Source organism: Bradyrhizobium vignae (genome assembly GCF_900324035.1).
GTDB lineage: Bacteria > Pseudomonadota > Alphaproteobacteria > Rhizobiales > Xanthobacteraceae > Bradyrhizobium > Bradyrhizobium vignae.
Map to the genome: position 1 here is coordinate 4,723,369 of NZ_LS398110.1, position 13,885 is coordinate 4,737,253.

Consider the following 13,885-nt stretch of genomic DNA (forward strand, 5'->3'; position numbering starts at 1 on the left):
GCGATGAAACCGCTCTCGCCTCTCGCCAATGCCTGGACCCGGTCGAAACCGCCCTTGCTGCGGTTTCTAGACAATTGCCTCAGCGAATTCTCGGCCGAAACGTCCGGCGACGTGGCGGACTACATTCCCGAGCTCGGCAAGGCCGACCCTGCCTATTTCGGCATCAGCCTCGCCACACTGGATGGGCATGTCTATGAAGTGGGCGACAGCCGGGTGCCCTTCACCATCCAGTCGATGTCCAAGCCCTTCGTGTTCGCGCTGGCGCTGGACCTTTTGGGCGCGAGCAAGGTCGAGAGCGCGATCGGCGTCGAGCCCTCGGGCGATCCCTTCAACTCCATCCGGCTCAATTCCGACAACCATCCGTTCAACCCGATGGTCAATGCCGGCGCGATCGCCTGCACCGGCCTGATCTATGACAGCAAGGGCAGCGAGGCCTTCGAGCAGATTCGCGTCGCGCTCAGCCGCTTTGCCGGACGCGATCTTGCCGTGGACGAAGCCGTTTATGCTTCCGAAAGCCAGACCGGCGACCGCAACCGCGCCATCGCGTATCTCCTGAAGACCAACGCGGTGATCTCGGACAATGTCGCCGGCGTCCTCGACGTCTATTTCCGCCAATGCGCCGTGCTGGTCACGGCGCGCGACATCGCAGTGATGGCGGCGACGCTTGCCAATCGCGGCGTCAATCCCGTCACCGGCGAGCAGGTGCTGAGCGCTTACGCGATCTCGCGCACGCTGTCGGTGATGACGTCCTCGGGCATGTACGACTATGCCGGCGAGTGGATCTACCGGATCGGCATTCCCGCCAAGAGCGGTGTCGGCGGCGGCATCCTGGCCGCGCTCCCTGCCCGGCTCGGGCTCGGCAGCTATTCGCCAAAACTCGACAAGCACGGCAACAGCGTGCGCGGCATCAAGGTCTGCGAGGCTCTGTCTTCGCACTACGATCTGCACATGCTCAACCGCAGCGACGACGCCCGCAACGCCGTCATCGCGGATTACGACATCGGCAAGAGCCCGTCGCGCCGCGTGCGCCGCCCGCAGGAGCGCGAGATCCTCGCCGCGCATGAGCAGGAGGTGCGGATCATCGAGCTGGTCGGCACGCTCTCGCTGTCGGCGGTCGACTACGTTTCGCGGCGGCTTGCCGGACGGCCGCGGCCGCAATTCGTGATCTTCGATCTTCACCGCGTGACCTCGACCACGCGCGCCGGCGCGCGGCTTGTGGCGGAAGCCTTCGAGGAATTGGCCGCGCTGAATGTCACCGTGGTTTTGTCAGGCGTGCGGCGCACCTCCAAGGAGTGGAACACCTTGCGCGAATGGACCGCAGAGCTGAAGAACGTCCGCGACTTCTATTTACTCGATACCGCGATCGAATGGGCCGAAGACCAGATTGTCTACCGCTATGGCGGCTCGATCGACTTTCACGAGACCACCGAGCTCGCCGAGCAGCCGCTGCTGGCGGGGCTGAGCGAGGAAGAGCTGACCGATCTGGCTTCGCTCTGCGCGATCAGGACCTATCAATCCGGCGCGAAGATTCTCGCAACCGGTGATCCCGCCGATGCTCTGTACTTCCTACGCAGCGGCGCGGTGCATGTCACCTTGCCCGATGGCGTACGGCTGGCGACGCTCACCGCCGGCATGGCGTTCGGCGAAATGGCGCTGCTGGAGCCGACCCGCTCCGCCGACGTGTTCGCCGATATGGCGGCGACCGCATTCGAGGTGCCGCTGAACGATTTCGAGCGCTACCGCAAGCAGCACCCGCGCGCCAGCGAATGCATCATGCGCAATTTGGCACAGCTGCTGGCCGACCGCCTCATCGTCGCCAACGCGAAGGTCGATATTCTGACATCGACCTGAGCGTTTGACATTCATTCAATGGTCGTCATGCCGGGCTTGTCCCGGGCATCCACGTTCTCCGTGCTAGTGGCAAGGTGTGGCAGGACGCTATGGGGACTATCAGTGCCCAATGCGCATCTTGCTCTACCGGCTCGCCGCCTCGCTCAACCGCCGCTTGATCTTTGCCGCACTCTTGTCGAGCAGTTCGGACGGCTTCTGGCCTGTCGCCGCGCACAGGCAGGCCCAATAGTAGATGACGTCGCCGAGCTCATCGACGAGACCCGCCTGGTCGAGCCAGTTGTCACGCAGCAGCTTCTTGATGTGGTCGGCGACCTCACCGGATTCGCCGGCAAGGCCGAGCCCGAGATAGGACAACCGCTCGTTGGACGGATGCTCATCGACTTTCGCAACGCTCGCGGCCCAGACCGCATATTCATCGATCGTCATGAGTATCCCTCGCCGCCGCTTTGGATTAGCCCACCACTTCGGTGACGGGCTGGAGATCGATCTCGAACGTTTCCAGGAACTTTGAAGTCATGATGTAGAAGCCGACCGAGAGCTGCAATTCGACCAGTGCGGCCGGCGTCAGCTTCGATGCGATCGCCTTGAAGGTCGCGTCCGTCGGCTTCTTCAGCTTCACGATTTCGTCGGTGAAGGCGAGCGCGGCGCGCTGCACCTCGTTGAAGCAAGACGCGGCCTGCCAGTTCTCGAGCGCCTCGTTCTGCGCGTCGGTGACGCCGACATTCTTGCCGATCCGCTTGTGCGCGACGATCTCGTACGGAGCCTCGCACAGGATGCCGGTGCGCGTGATCGCAAGCTCGCGCACGACGGGATCGAGCTCGCCCTTGTGCCTGATGGCGCCTCCTAAGCGACAGTACTGCTCGAAATAGCTCGGCGAGTGCGCCATCATGCGGAAGATGTTGGCATGACGGTTCTTGTCGAGGATTTCGCGGGTGCGGTCGGATGCCTTGGACGGGTCGCTGTACTGAATGCGGGCCATGATTTTCCTGAAGTTTTCCCTGAGCTTTTGATGCTTTTTGTCGCCGCCGGCGAAAGTTCCCAAAGACTCTATTCGCGCATCGACGCAGGAGCAACAACATCGAGTCAAATTGCCGCCGCATTGCTGATCGACCCTGACACAGTCGATATTCGCCGCGTGGGGACAAATCGCAGCGGATACTCGCAAGGGGTGTTCCGAGTACAAGCAATTGGCCGTCGTGTGCGCTATCCGCGCAACGATGAGTCACGCCCAAGTCTAGGGAGAAAACGGCATGAAGGAAGCCATCAAGGGGGCGGCCTCGGGAGCGCTCGCGCATATGCTGGCGGTGACGGCGATGCTCGTCATCGCCAGCATCTTGTTCTACGGGCGTTGAGCTGAGCGTTTAAGAGTTTTCGTCATTCCGGGGTGGCTCTCCCGGGACCGCGCAAAGCGCGGCCCTAGCAGGCCAGGCCCAGAATTCCCGTTCCAGGCTCGGTCCCATGACCGCCCCCGAATGACGGATCCCACTATTTGCTCTTGGCAAAGTACGGCACCAGCTTTCCGGCGAACAGCCTAAAGCTCGCGACGACCGAATCGCCGATGGCGAGGCCGTTGTCACCATGCGCCATCATGCGAAAACCCTCGGCGCAATCGACCAGCAGGATGTTGTAGGGCACGTGCGCGCGCGTCTGCGGCGTGGCCGCACGGCAGACCAGCGAAACCGCGTATACCCTGCCCTTACCGCTGGCGCGGTGCTCGCGCGGATCGGATGCCCCGCAGGCTGCGCAAAAGGCGCGGTGGAAATACTGGACGTGACCGCATGAGGTGCAGACCTGGAAGGTGATGGCCTGCTCACCCAGGGTCCAGTCGGCTAGCCGCTCGCTCATCGCACCCGCTCCAGGAACATGCTCACGTGGGAGGACAGCACGCCGCCGTCGCCGTGCAGCAGCGCAATGGACGCATCCCGCACCTGGCGGCTAGCCGCCCGACCCGTCATCTGCAAATGCGTCTCGACCAGATGCGCCATGGCGCCGCCGACACCGCAATGGCCGTAGCTGAGCAGGCCACCATGGGTATTGAGCGGCATCGCGCCGTCACGGTCGAAATGGCCGGCACGCACGCGCGCGGCCGCTTCGCCGCGACCGGCGAGACCGAGGTCTTCCAGCAGCATCGCGAGCGTGATCGTAAAGCTGTCGTAGATCGCGGCATAGCGCACGTCGGAGATCGCAAGGCCGGTAGCTTCCATCGCACGGGCGATGGAGATCTCGGCGCCGAGCTCACTGAGGCCGGGCGCGGTCGTGACATGCTGATGTGTGTGGGCTTGCGCGCAGCCGCGGATGCACACGCCGGCCTCGTTCGTTCGCTCGCGGCTGATGACAAACGCCGCGCCGCCGTCAGACACCGGGCAGCAGTCGAGCAGCTTGAGCGGCATTGCGACCGGTTTCGAGGCCATGACATCGGCGACCGTGATGGGATCATGGAATTGCGCGCCTGGATGGGTGCAGGCGTGGGCGCGCATCAACACCGCGAACTCGGCGAGGTCCTCTTCGGTCACACCGTATTCATGCATGTATCTGTTAGCGACGAGGCCGTAATAAGCGGGGATGGTCGGCCCGAGCGGCACCTCGTAATCGGGATGGCCGACCTGCGCCAGCGCCTGGATCGAGGCGTCACGGCTCTGCCCGGTGAGGCGGTTCTCGCCGGCAACGACGAGCACGTTGCGCGCGACGCCGGCGTCGACGAGATGATGGGCGAGCATCGTCATCGCCAGCCCGGTAGCGCCGCCGACCTGCACGGCGTGGGCGTAGGATGGGCGAATGCCAAAATGCTCGGCGAAGACGGTGGCGAGCATGATGTGCGGGGAGACGGTAGAGTAGCCGCAGAGGATGCCGTCGATCTCGGAGCGCTTCAGCCCGGCATCGTCGAGCGCGGCTTGCGCGGCCTTGCTCATCAGATCGAGCGAGGACGAGCCGTCGTGCCTGCCGAACGGCGTGAGACCGACGCCGGTGATGAAGCTCATGGTGCTCTCTCCTCCTCCTCGTCATTCCGGGGCGGCCCGAAGGATCGAACTCTGGTGCGCCCTAGCGCACCTGAGAATCTCGAGATTCCGGGTTCGCTGCTGACGCATCGCCCCGGAATGACGGATGAGAGAGGCGTGGTCATCTCTACTTCCCTACTCCGGCGCCGCACGCGTGACGCCGTCGCGGACCATGGCCGCGATCTCATCGTGGGAGTATCCGATCTCGCGCAAAATCTCGGCGCCGTGCTCGTTGAGGCGCGGGGCCAGGCGCACGGGCTCGGCCTCGGTCTCGGACCAGGTCGCAGTCACCTTCATGCTGCGGATCGGGCCTTCAGTCGGATGGGTGACGACCGGAAAAAAGCCGGTCGCCTCCAGATGCTCGTCGTGCAGGATCGAGGCAAGATCGTGCATCGGCATCACGGGCACATCGGCTTTCGTCAGCAGGTCGATCCATTCGGCCGTGGTCCGCGTCTCGAAGATGCGCGCGAGCTCGGCGTAGACGAGATCGATATTGGCGGCACGGCCGGCGAAGGTGGAGAATTTTGGATCGGCGCGCAGGTCGTCGCGCCGCGTTGCCTTGAAGAAGTTCTCCCACTGCTTGTCGTTGTAGACGATGACGCTGAGATAGCCGTCGGAGGTCTTGTACGGCCTGCGGTCACGCGAGAGGTGGCGGGCATAGCCGCCCTTGTCGAGCGGCGGCTCATAGGTAAGCCCGCCCATGTGGTCGCCCATGACGAAGCCGGCCATGGTCTCGAACATCGGGATGTCGACGCGTTGGCCGCGCCCGGTGCGATCACGGTGCACGAGGCTGGCGCAGATTGCACCGACGGCGGTGAGACCGACGATGCGATCGACCAGCGCGTTCGGCACGTAGCGCGGCACGCCGTCGCCGGTCTGCGCCATCAGCGCCGGCAGCGCGGTGGCGCCCTGGATCAGATCGTCATAGGCGGGTTTTGCGGCATAGGGGCCGTTCTGACCGAAGCCGAACACGCCGGCATAGACCAGGCGCGGATTGACCTCGGAGACGACATCGTAGCCGAGCTGAAGCCGCGCCATCGCTTGCGGACGGACGTTGTAGACCAGGACGTCGGCGTCCTTCAGCAGCCGCAGCACGGCTTCGCGGCCTGCGGGCTTCTTCAGGTCGAGGCAGATCGAGCGCTTGCTGCGGTTGGTGTTGAGGAACACCGGGCCCATGCCGGCGTGTCGCATCGGACCGATCAGGCGGGTGACGTCGCCGTCCAGCGATTCCACCTTGATGACGTCGGCACCGCAATCGCCGAGCATCTGGGTCGCGTAAGGTCCCATCAGCACGGTGGTCATGTCGATGACCTTGATGCCCTTCAGCGGCCCCATCGTTCGCTCCCGATTGCGCGGGGCTCACACGCCCTCGCGATTTCGGTCCAGCTAACGGCAGTGCCGCCGCTCACGCAAGGGCGGCCGCCGTATGGCGGCATGCATCGCGCGGCGATGTCGGCCGCTATTTCTTCTGGCGGGATTCGCGGATCTTGATGAGACGGTCGAGTTCGTCGTTCTGCTGGTTGATGCGGTCGGCGATCCGCGACTCGTTCTGCTCACCCGAGGCGGCAGCGGCCTGCTCGATGAGCTGGCGGATATTGTCCTCGAGGATCGCGATGCGATCGTTGAGAGCGTCCATCGACAGTGACGTTTCGTATTCATTGCTCATGATGCATTCCCTAAAAATCAATCAAGAGCATTAAGAGGGCCAGAGAAGCCCACCATGATCTAGCGCAAAGGGGGTGGGCGCGGCGCATGCGCGCCTTTGCCCACCTCCAGAACTGAGCTTACTTCAGCGGCTCCAGCACGGAAACGTAATTGGCAACCGCCGCACCGCCCATGTTGAAGATGCCGCCAAGCTTGGCATTCTTGAGCTGCATGCCCTCGGGCGCCTGCCCTGCGAGCTGCATCGCGGTCATCACATGCATGGAAACGCCGGTGGCGCCGATCGGGTGGCCCTTGGCCTTCAGCCCGCCGGACGGATTGACCGGCAGCTTGCCGTCCTTGAGGGTCCAGCCTTCCTTGATGGCGCGGGCGCCCTGCCCCTTCGGCGTCAGGCCCATCGCTTCGTACTCGATCAGCTCGGCGACGGTGAAGCAGTCATGGGTCTCGACGAAGGAGAGATCGGACAGAGTCACGCCCGCCTTCTCCAGCGCGCGCTGCCAGGCGACCGTGCAGCCCTCGAACTGCAGGATGTCGCGCTTGCTCATGGGCAGGAAGTCCTGGGCATGTGCGGTGGCGCGGAAGCCGATCGACTTGGTCATGCCCTTGGCCGTCTCGGCATCGGCCAGCACCAGAGCCGCGGCGCCGTCCGAGACCAGCGAGCAGTCGGTGCGCTTCAGCGGACCTGCAACGTAAGGGTTCTTCTCGCTCTCGGCGCGGCAGAAGTCGAAGCCAAAATCCTTGCGCATCTGGGCGAAGGGATTGGCGACGCCGTTCTTGTGGTTCTTGGCCGCGATCAACGCCAGCGCATCGGACTGGTCGCCGTATTTCTGGAAATAGGAACTGGCGATCTTGCCGAACACGCCGGCGAAGCCGCCGACGGTGTCGCCGTCCTCGGGCAGATAGGACGCCTTGAGCAGGTTCTTGCCGATCTCGGCGCTAGGGGTGCGCGTCATCTGCTCGACGCCGACGACCAGGACGATTCTGGCGGCCCCTGCGGCAATCGCGCGCAGGCCCTGATGCACCGCGGCAGAGCCGGTGGCGCAGGCGTTCTCGACGCGGGTCGCCGGCTTGAAACGCAGCTTCGGATCGGCCTGGAGCACCAGAGAGGCGGTGAAATCCTGGGGCGAGAAGCCGGCATTGAAATGGCCGAGCACGATTTCGTCGACGTCACTGGCCGAAATGCCGGCATCCGCGAGCGCCTCATTGGCCACGCGGGTGACGAGGCTTTCGACTGTTTCGGTGTCGAACTTGCCGAACGGCGTATGCGCCCATCCGACGATGCTGGCGGTCATGATCTTTTCTCCCTGGAGGTCTCTCCCTGAGCTAAGTCTTAGCCCAGGGATGGCAAGACTTCACGCGGCTTTCAGGGCCTGAAGCGTCCGCTGGCAGATGGCAGTTATGCCGGCCCAGTTCCCAGCCCGGATCTCCGCCGTCGGGCACAGCCAGGACCCGCCGACCGCGACGACGTTGGGCTCGGCCAGCCAGGTCGCCGCATTAGCCTCGCCGACCCCGCCGGTCGGGCAGAACCGCACGTTCGGGAACGGGCCGCCGAGGGCACGCAGGCCCTTGATGCCGCCGGCCTGCTCCGCCGGAAAGAACTTTGCGACATCGAAGCCGTAGGACAGCGCCACCATCAGCTCGGAGGCTGTGGCAACGCCCGGCGCGAACGGCAAGGAGCTGTCGGTTGCGGCCTTGAGGAGATCGGGGGTCAGGCCCGGGCTGATGCCGAACGCGACGCCGAGCTTCTCGACACGGGTGAAATCGGCCGGGTTGAGGATAGTGCCGATGCCGACGACCGCCTCGGGGACCTCTGCCATCACCGCCCTCGCGGCCTCGATCGCAACTGGGGTGCGCAGGGTCACCTCCAGCGTGCGGACGCCGCCGGCGACCAGCGCACGCGCCAGCGGCACGGCATCCTGGATGCGTTCGATGGTGAGGACGGGAATGACGGTCGCTGCCTTGAACAGCGCGACGAGGTGATTCTGTTGGGCAGTCGTGGTCATGGGGCTCGATTTCGCTTGGTGGCTTCACTTGGTGGCCTGGCGAGAGCCGGCCGGCCGGTGCCGCTTCTTCGGCGGCATGGCATAGCCCGGAATGATGGCGCCGGGATAGCAGATCACGATGCTGGCGAGTCGGTGCCCGGCCTGGCCGGCCTCGACCGGCTCGGCGCCGGCGAGCCGGGCGGCAATGTACGCGGCAGCAAAGCTGTCGCCGGCGGCGGTGGTGTCGACCACGGGCTTGGTCATGGGCTCGGCGCGGACCTCGCTGGTCCCGCCGGGGAACCGCAGCAAGCTGACTGGCTCGGCGAGGCGGAACACCAGCTCCGGCGTGGGGATGCGCGCGATGAGCTGGTCGTGGGTCTCGCCAGGATGGAGCGCAAGCAGGTCCTCGGTCGAGGTCAGCACGATGTCGGCGGCTGCGAAGGCCGTGGCAAAGACCTCGCGGGCGACGTCGCGATCGGGCCATCCCCGCGCGCGGAAATTGGTGTCGAACACGAAGCGGGTGCCGAGCAGGCGCGCGCGCTTGATGGCCGTGAACAGGCGCTCGCGTCCGGGGGCGTCGTAGATCGAGAGCGTGATGGCGGAGAGATAGACGACGTCGTAGCTCATCAGCGAGTTGAGCAGCTCGTCCGTCTCCGGCAGGCTCATCAGCTGGCGCGCTGCCGCGCTGTCGCGCCAGTGGAAGAACTGGCGCTCGCCCTTGGCATCCAGCTGGATCATGTAGAGGCCGGGCAGCTTGCCCGGCAGCCGCACGACGCGGCGCGTGCCGACGCCTTCCGCATGCCAGGCCGCGATCATCTCATCGCTCAAGGCATCATCGCCGAGCGCGGTGAGATAATCGACCTTGACCTCGAGCCGCGCCAGATAGACGGCGGTGTTGAGGGTATCGCCGCCGAAGCCGCGCGAATAGAGCCCGCCGCCCTGCCCGGCAGAGGCGCCTCCTTGCGCCTGCCGGAGCTCGACCATGCATTCACCGATGCAAGCAACGCTCGCCATCACTCGGGTCCGCTCAGTCAGAGATCAGGCGACGAAATTGCCGCCGAGCTCGTCTTCGATGTGAATGCGGATGATATCGTCGAAATTCTTCTCGGCGGTGGTGAAGCCGAGCTCGCGCGCACGCTTTGCATCGAAATTGCGCGGCCAGCCGCCGACGATGCCGACGATGAAGGGATCGGGCTCGCGCTTGATGCGGGCGGCGACCTTCTCGCCTGCAACACGCTTCAGGGCGGCGATCTGCTCGCCGACCGTGGCCGACAGGCCCGGCATGGTCAGATTGCGGCGCGGGCCGACGGTGGCGAGGTCCATGGTCCCCGCGTGCAGCAGGAAGCCGACGGCGGAGCGCGGCGTGGCATGCCAGTGGCGGACGTCCTCGGATACGGGGAGGATCGCTTCCTTGCCGGCGAGCGGCTCGCGCAGGATGTTGGAGAAGAAGCCCGATGCCGCCTTGTTGGGCAGGCCCGGCCGGATGCAGATGGTCGGCAGGCGGATGCCGATGCCGTCGAGGAAACCGCGGCGCGAATAGTCGGCGAGCAGGAGTTCGCCGATCGCCTTCTGGGCGCCGTAGCTGAGCAGCGGCGTGTGGAAGAACTCGTCGCCGATCGCATCGGGAAACGGCGCGCCGAATACCGCGATCGAGGACGTGAAGACGACGCGCGGCTTGTAGCCGCCGCCCGCCAGCCTGATGGCATCGAGCAGCATCCGCGTGCCGTCGAGATTGATGCGATAGCCCTTGTCGAAATCGAGCTCGGCCTCGCCCGAGACGATGGCCGCAAGATGGAAGATCACGTCGGGACGGCCGGCGATCAGCTTCTCGGCCGCGCCGGGCACGGCGAAATCACCGGACATGGTCTCGACGGGGAAACCGGCCTTCTCCGGTTTCTTCGGTTCGACCACGTCGTGCATCGTGAGCTTGGTGATGTCGCTCTTGCCGAGCCGGCCGTCGCGCAACAGCCGTTCACAGAGTTTGCGGCCGACCATGCCGGCGGCGCCGAGAACCAGAATGTGCAAGAGCTCAACTCCTTCTTATTGTCCGGAGCGCACCGCTCCTGATGCGCCCTCGGCAAGCCCCGCGATCATTCCTTCACGGCGCCGGTCATCGCCGACACATAATGCTCCACGAAGAAGGCGTAAAGGATCACGAGTGGCAGCGAGCCGGCCAGCGCGCCCGCCATCAGCGAGCCCCAGCGGTAGATGTCGCCGTCCACGAACTCGTTGACGATCGCCACCGGCACCGTCTTGTTGCTGGTCGACTGCAGGAACGTCAGGGCGTAGATGAACTCGTTCCAGCACAGCGTGAAGCAGAAGATGAAGGCCGAGATCAGGCCGGGAATGGCGAGCGGCACGACGATCTTGACCAGGATCTGCCAGCGGCTCGCCCCATCGATCAGCGCGCATTCCTCGAGCTCGAACGGGATGGTTTTGAAATAGCCCATCAACAGCCAGGTCGAGAACGGGATCAGGATCGTCGGATAGGTCAGGATCAGCGCCAGTGGCGAATCGAAGAGACCGTATTGATAAACGACGGTGGCAAGCGGAATGAACAGGATCGAAGGCGGCACCAGATAGGCGAGGAAGATCAGCCCGCCGACGAGATTGGCCCCCTTGTAGCGCAACCGCACGATAGCGTAGGCCGCGAACACCGATGCGACGATCGAGAGCACCGTGGCGCAGATTGCCACGTACATCGTGTTCCAGAGCCAGTGCGGATAATAGCTCTCGAACAGCAGCTTGTGGAAGTGCTTGAAGGTCGGATTCCAGGTCCAGAACGGATTGTACTTGTCGAGGTCGAGCAGCTGCTCGTCGGGCTTCACCGAGGTCAGCGCCATCCAGTAGAACGGGAACAGCAGGATGAAGACGATGATCGCCAGCGGCAGATAGAGCGTCACGATCCTGCGCGGCACCGACTGCAGATAACTCATGCCCTCGCTGTGATCGACGCGCGATGGCGACGATAGCACGCTCTTGAGATCGACTTTCGAGGCAGGAAGATCAGTCATTGCTTTCTCCCTGTTGCCACTTGCGCCGCTGCAGGCCGAACCAGGACACCATGATCGCAGCGAGCAGGAATGGGATCATGGCGCTGGAGATCGCGGCGCCCTCGCCCAGCTGCCCAGCGATGATCGCGCGCTGATAGGATAGCGTGGCCATCAGGTGGGTGGCATTGACCGGGCCGCCACGCGTCATCGCCCAGATCAACTGGAAGTCAGTGAAGGTGAACAGCACAGAAAACGTCATCACGACGGCGATGATCGGCGTCAGCAGCGGATAGGTGATGTAGCGGAAGTTCTGCCAGCGCGTGGCGCCGTCGAGGGTTGCGGCCTCATAGAGCGACGGCGAGACGGTCTGCAGGCCTGCGAGCAGCGTGATCGCCACGAACGGAACGCCGCGCCAGACATTGGCGAAGATCACGCAGATCCGTGCCCAAGTGGTGTCGCCGAGAAAGTTGATGTTCTGGCTGATCAGCCCGAGGTGTCTCAGCGACCAGGAGATGATCGAGAATTGCGAGTCGAAGATCCACCAGAACGCAAGCGCCGAGAGCACCGTGGGAACGATGAACGGGATGAGCACCATCGCGCGCAGCATCGCCTTGAAGGGCATGTGCTCATTGAGCAGCAGCGCCAGGTACAGCCCAATCGCGAATTTGAAGGCGCTGGCGATGAACGTGTAGAGCAGCGTGTTGAACACCGACAGCCAGAAGATGGAATCGTCCCACAGCCACTCGTAATTCTCGGTGGCGATGAAGTGTCCGACCCTGCCGATGCGGGTGTCCGTGAAGGACAGCCAGATGCCGAGCCCCAGCGGATAGGCCAGGAAGAAGATCAGGAAGGCCATGGCCGGCACCATGAACCAGAAGCCGAGCCAGTTGCGATTGTGTTTGAGCCGGGTCCAGGCGTTGTCCTCGCTCATCTGAGGCTTGGCCCGGGGAATTGCGACATCAGCCATGCCCGATATCCCTGATCGAGAAATGTTGACGAGCGGGCGGCGACACTGCCGCCCGCTCCGTGGCCGTCAGCGGTAGATGCGCTTCAGCTGGCGTTCGGCTTCCGCCATCGCGGCCTTCGCATCCTTGGCGCCGGTGCAGTAGTTGGCGAACATGTCGACGACGATGAAGTCGGCGATTGCAGTCGCCGCCTTCTCGCCGACCGTGCCGATACCGGACGCCGGCAGCGTGCGTTTGGAGGCCTGCGAGAACACGGTGTTCTTGGGGTCGGCCGTCCAGATCGGCGCATTCTCGTAGGCGTTCAGGGTCTGGGTCAGGTAGCCCTGCGCACCATCCAGCCACTTCTCGTAGTTCTCCTTCTCCAGCATGAAGGCGACGAAGGCCTTGGCCGCATTCGGATATTTGGTGAAGTTGAAGGCGAGGATCGGCAGCGCCAGCTGCAGCTCGGTCGGCTTGCCGACCGGACCGACCGGCCAGAGCGCGTGATAGGTGTCCTCGGCAAGCTCCTTCTTGCTGGGATCGGTCTTGGCGGCGACGTAGATCGAGATGCCGTTCGCCGTGCAATAGAGCTCGCCGGCGAGGAAGGCCTTGTTGTTGGAGGAATCGTTCCAGGACGCCGTGCCCGGGATGAAGCTCTCGTACAGTGCCTTACAATATTCCAGCGCCTTCGCCGTTTCCGGCGAATTGATGATGATCTTGTCGTTCTGGTCGACCGTGTAGGCGCCGTGCCCCCACAGCACCCAGTGCAGCCACGAATTGCCGTCGCCCGAGGCATGACCGAGCGCGAAGCCGGCGGGCGTGTTGTTCGCCTTCAAAGCCTTGCACATCTCGAGGAAGCCGGGGAAGTCCTTCGGGAATTCCTTGAAGCCCGCTTTGTCGAGCGCCGACTTGCGGTAGGTCATGTAACCGCCGTTGGTGGCGACGGGAATACCGAGCCAGTCGTTGCCGAGCTTGCAGGTCTTGGCGGCCGCATCGGTCCAGCCGCCGTATTTCTTGCCGAGATAGTCGGCGACGTCGTTCATCTTCAGCACTTTGGTGGGGAAGAGCTGCGGCAGCGTGTGCAGACCCCAGGCGAGATCGAGCCCGGAGCCGGTATTGGCCGCAACCGAGGCCTTCGGCTGCACGTCCTCGAAGGATTCGCTGAACACGTTCATCTCGGTGCCGGTCGCAGCCTTGAACGCGGCCACCATCGCATTGAACGCATCGTCTTCCGCCGGCACGAAGCGCTTCCACCGCATCACGGTCAGCTTGGCACCGGGCTCCGCCTTCCAGGGCGCGCTCTGCGCCCAGGCCTTGGCGAAGTCGAACAGTGCCGGCCCGGTCAGCATGCCGGTCGCAGCCAAAGCCGTGCCGCCTTGAAGCAGAGACCGGCGGGTAAAGTCTTGCATGTCGTCCTCCCTGTGATGCTTTTTGTTGTCTTATGCCTTGTCGCCTTA

The 13,885-nt window shown here is 64.1% G+C and carries 14 protein-coding genes; 1 reads left to right on the top strand and 13 read right to left on the bottom strand.

The genetic code is table 11. From position 1 onward, the window contains the following. Positions 1 to 3: 3 nt before the first annotated feature. Entirely contained in the window at positions 4 to 1,851 is a 1,848-nt protein-coding gene (gene glsA / locus BRAD3257_RS23080) for a glutaminase A (RefSeq protein ID WP_122403731.1), read from the top strand. Positions 1,852 to 1,974: 123 nt separating this feature from the next. Here the strand turns inward: glsA and BRAD3257_RS23085 are convergent, their stop codons facing one another. From BRAD3257_RS23085 to BRAD3257_RS23145, 13 genes are all read right to left on the bottom strand, one after another. Further along, positions 1,975 to 2,277 carry a nucleoside triphosphate pyrophosphohydrolase family protein gene (locus BRAD3257_RS23085; RefSeq protein WP_162500319.1) on the bottom strand — a complete coding sequence of 101 codons (303 nt, stop codon included), beginning with the start codon at positions 2,275 to 2,277 and terminating at the stop codon, positions 1,975 to 1,977. Between the two features lie 25 nt (positions 2,278 to 2,302). Continuing rightward, the gene (locus BRAD3257_RS23090) at positions 2,303 to 2,830 is read right to left on the bottom strand and encodes a carboxymuconolactone decarboxylase family protein (RefSeq protein WP_100231867.1); all 528 of its coding nucleotides are present in this window, start codon (positions 2,828 to 2,830) and stop codon (positions 2,303 to 2,305) included. 506 nt (positions 2,831 to 3,336) lie between these two features. Next, positions 3,337 to 3,696, bottom strand: coding sequence for a Zn-ribbon domain-containing OB-fold protein (locus BRAD3257_RS23095; protein ID WP_122403733.1), 360 nt, complete (start codon positions 3,694 to 3,696; stop codon positions 3,337 to 3,339). Further along, the gene (locus BRAD3257_RS23100) at positions 3,693 to 4,829 is read right to left on the bottom strand and encodes a thiolase family protein (RefSeq protein ID WP_122403734.1); all 1,137 of its coding nucleotides are present in this window, start codon (positions 4,827 to 4,829) and stop codon (positions 3,693 to 3,695) included. Before BRAD3257_RS23100 ends, BRAD3257_RS23095 begins: the two co-directional genes overlap by 4 nt. A 153-nt stretch (positions 4,830 to 4,982) precedes the next feature. Continuing rightward, a complete protein-coding gene (locus BRAD3257_RS23105) occupies positions 4,983 to 6,182 on the bottom strand; it encodes a CaiB/BaiF CoA transferase family protein (protein WP_122403735.1) in 1,200 nt (399 codons plus the stop codon). Positions 6,183 to 6,306: 124 nt separating this feature from the next. Further along, positions 6,307 to 6,513 carry a hypothetical protein gene (locus BRAD3257_RS23110; RefSeq protein WP_122403736.1) on the bottom strand — a complete coding sequence of 69 codons (207 nt, stop codon included), beginning with the start codon at positions 6,511 to 6,513 and terminating at the stop codon, positions 6,307 to 6,309. A 118-nt stretch (positions 6,514 to 6,631) separates the two neighbouring features. Beyond that, positions 6,632 to 7,801 (bottom strand): acetyl-CoA acetyltransferase, encoded by a 1,170-nt coding sequence (locus tag BRAD3257_RS23115; protein ID WP_122403737.1) that lies wholly within the window; start codon positions 7,799 to 7,801, stop codon positions 6,632 to 6,634. Between the two features lie 60 nt (positions 7,802 to 7,861). After that, positions 7,862 to 8,512, bottom strand: coding sequence for a bifunctional 4-hydroxy-2-oxoglutarate aldolase/2-dehydro-3-deoxy-phosphogluconate aldolase (gene eda / locus BRAD3257_RS23120; RefSeq protein ID WP_122403738.1), 651 nt, complete (start codon positions 8,510 to 8,512; stop codon positions 7,862 to 7,864). 24 nt (positions 8,513 to 8,536) lie between these two features. Then, entirely contained in the window at positions 8,537 to 9,505 is a 969-nt protein-coding gene (locus tag BRAD3257_RS23125; protein ID WP_122406726.1) for a sugar kinase, read from the bottom strand. Between the two features lie 24 nt (positions 9,506 to 9,529). After that, the gene (gene denD, locus BRAD3257_RS23130) at positions 9,530 to 10,516 is read right to left on the bottom strand and encodes a D-erythronate dehydrogenase (protein ID WP_122403739.1); all 987 of its coding nucleotides are present in this window, start codon (positions 10,514 to 10,516) and stop codon (positions 9,530 to 9,532) included. Between the two features lie 65 nt (positions 10,517 to 10,581). Then, complete coding sequence (locus BRAD3257_RS23135) at positions 10,582 to 11,505, bottom strand: carbohydrate ABC transporter permease (protein ID WP_122403740.1); 924 nt, start codon at positions 11,503 to 11,505, stop codon at positions 10,582 to 10,584. Then, a complete protein-coding gene (locus tag BRAD3257_RS23140) occupies positions 11,498 to 12,451 on the bottom strand; it encodes a carbohydrate ABC transporter permease (RefSeq protein ID WP_122403741.1) in 954 nt (317 codons plus the stop codon). The genes BRAD3257_RS23135 and BRAD3257_RS23140 overlap by 8 nt, the downstream gene beginning before the upstream one ends. Before the next feature lie 66 nt (positions 12,452 to 12,517). Continuing rightward, entirely contained in the window at positions 12,518 to 13,837 is a 1,320-nt protein-coding gene (locus BRAD3257_RS23145) for an ABC transporter substrate-binding protein (protein WP_122403742.1), read from the bottom strand. Between the last annotated feature and the right edge of the window lie 48 nt (positions 13,838 to 13,885).

Coding starts and splice junctions, on each gene's coding strand:
- glsA (WP_122403731.1), top strand. CDS start 4: ATGAAACCGCTCTCGCCTCTCGCCAATGCCTGGACCCGGTCGAAACCG.
- BRAD3257_RS23085 (WP_162500319.1), bottom strand. CDS start 2,277: ATGACGATCGATGAATATGCGGTCTGGGCCGCGAGCGTTGCGAAAGTC.
- BRAD3257_RS23090 (WP_100231867.1), bottom strand. CDS start 2,830: ATGGCCCGCATTCAGTACAGCGACCCGTCCAAGGCATCCGACCGCACC.
- BRAD3257_RS23095 (WP_122403733.1), bottom strand. CDS start 3,696: ATGAGCGAGCGGCTAGCCGACTGGACCCTGGGTGAGCAGGCCATCACC.
- BRAD3257_RS23100 (WP_122403734.1), bottom strand. CDS start 4,829: ATGAGCTTCATCACCGGCGTCGGTCTCACGCCGTTCGGCAGGCACGAC.
- BRAD3257_RS23105 (WP_122403735.1), bottom strand. CDS start 6,182: ATGGGGCCGCTGAAGGGCATCAAGGTCATCGACATGACCACCGTGCTG.
- BRAD3257_RS23110 (WP_122403736.1), bottom strand. CDS start 6,513: ATGAGCAATGAATACGAAACGTCACTGTCGATGGACGCTCTCAACGAT.
- BRAD3257_RS23115 (WP_122403737.1), bottom strand. CDS start 7,801: ATGACCGCCAGCATCGTCGGATGGGCGCATACGCCGTTCGGCAAGTTC.
- eda (WP_122403738.1), bottom strand. CDS start 8,512: ATGACCACGACTGCCCAACAGAATCACCTCGTCGCGCTGTTCAAGGCA.
- BRAD3257_RS23125 (WP_122406726.1), bottom strand. CDS start 9,505: ATGGCGAGCGTTGCTTGCATCGGTGAATGCATGGTCGAGCTCCGGCAG.
- BRAD3257_RS23135 (WP_122403740.1), bottom strand. CDS start 11,505: ATGACTGATCTTCCTGCCTCGAAAGTCGATCTCAAGAGCGTGCTATCG.
- BRAD3257_RS23140 (WP_122403741.1), bottom strand. CDS start 12,451: ATGGCTGATGTCGCAATTCCCCGGGCCAAGCCTCAGATGAGCGAGGAC.
- BRAD3257_RS23145 (WP_122403742.1), bottom strand. CDS start 13,837: ATGCAAGACTTTACCCGCCGGTCTCTGCTTCAAGGCGGCACGGCTTTG.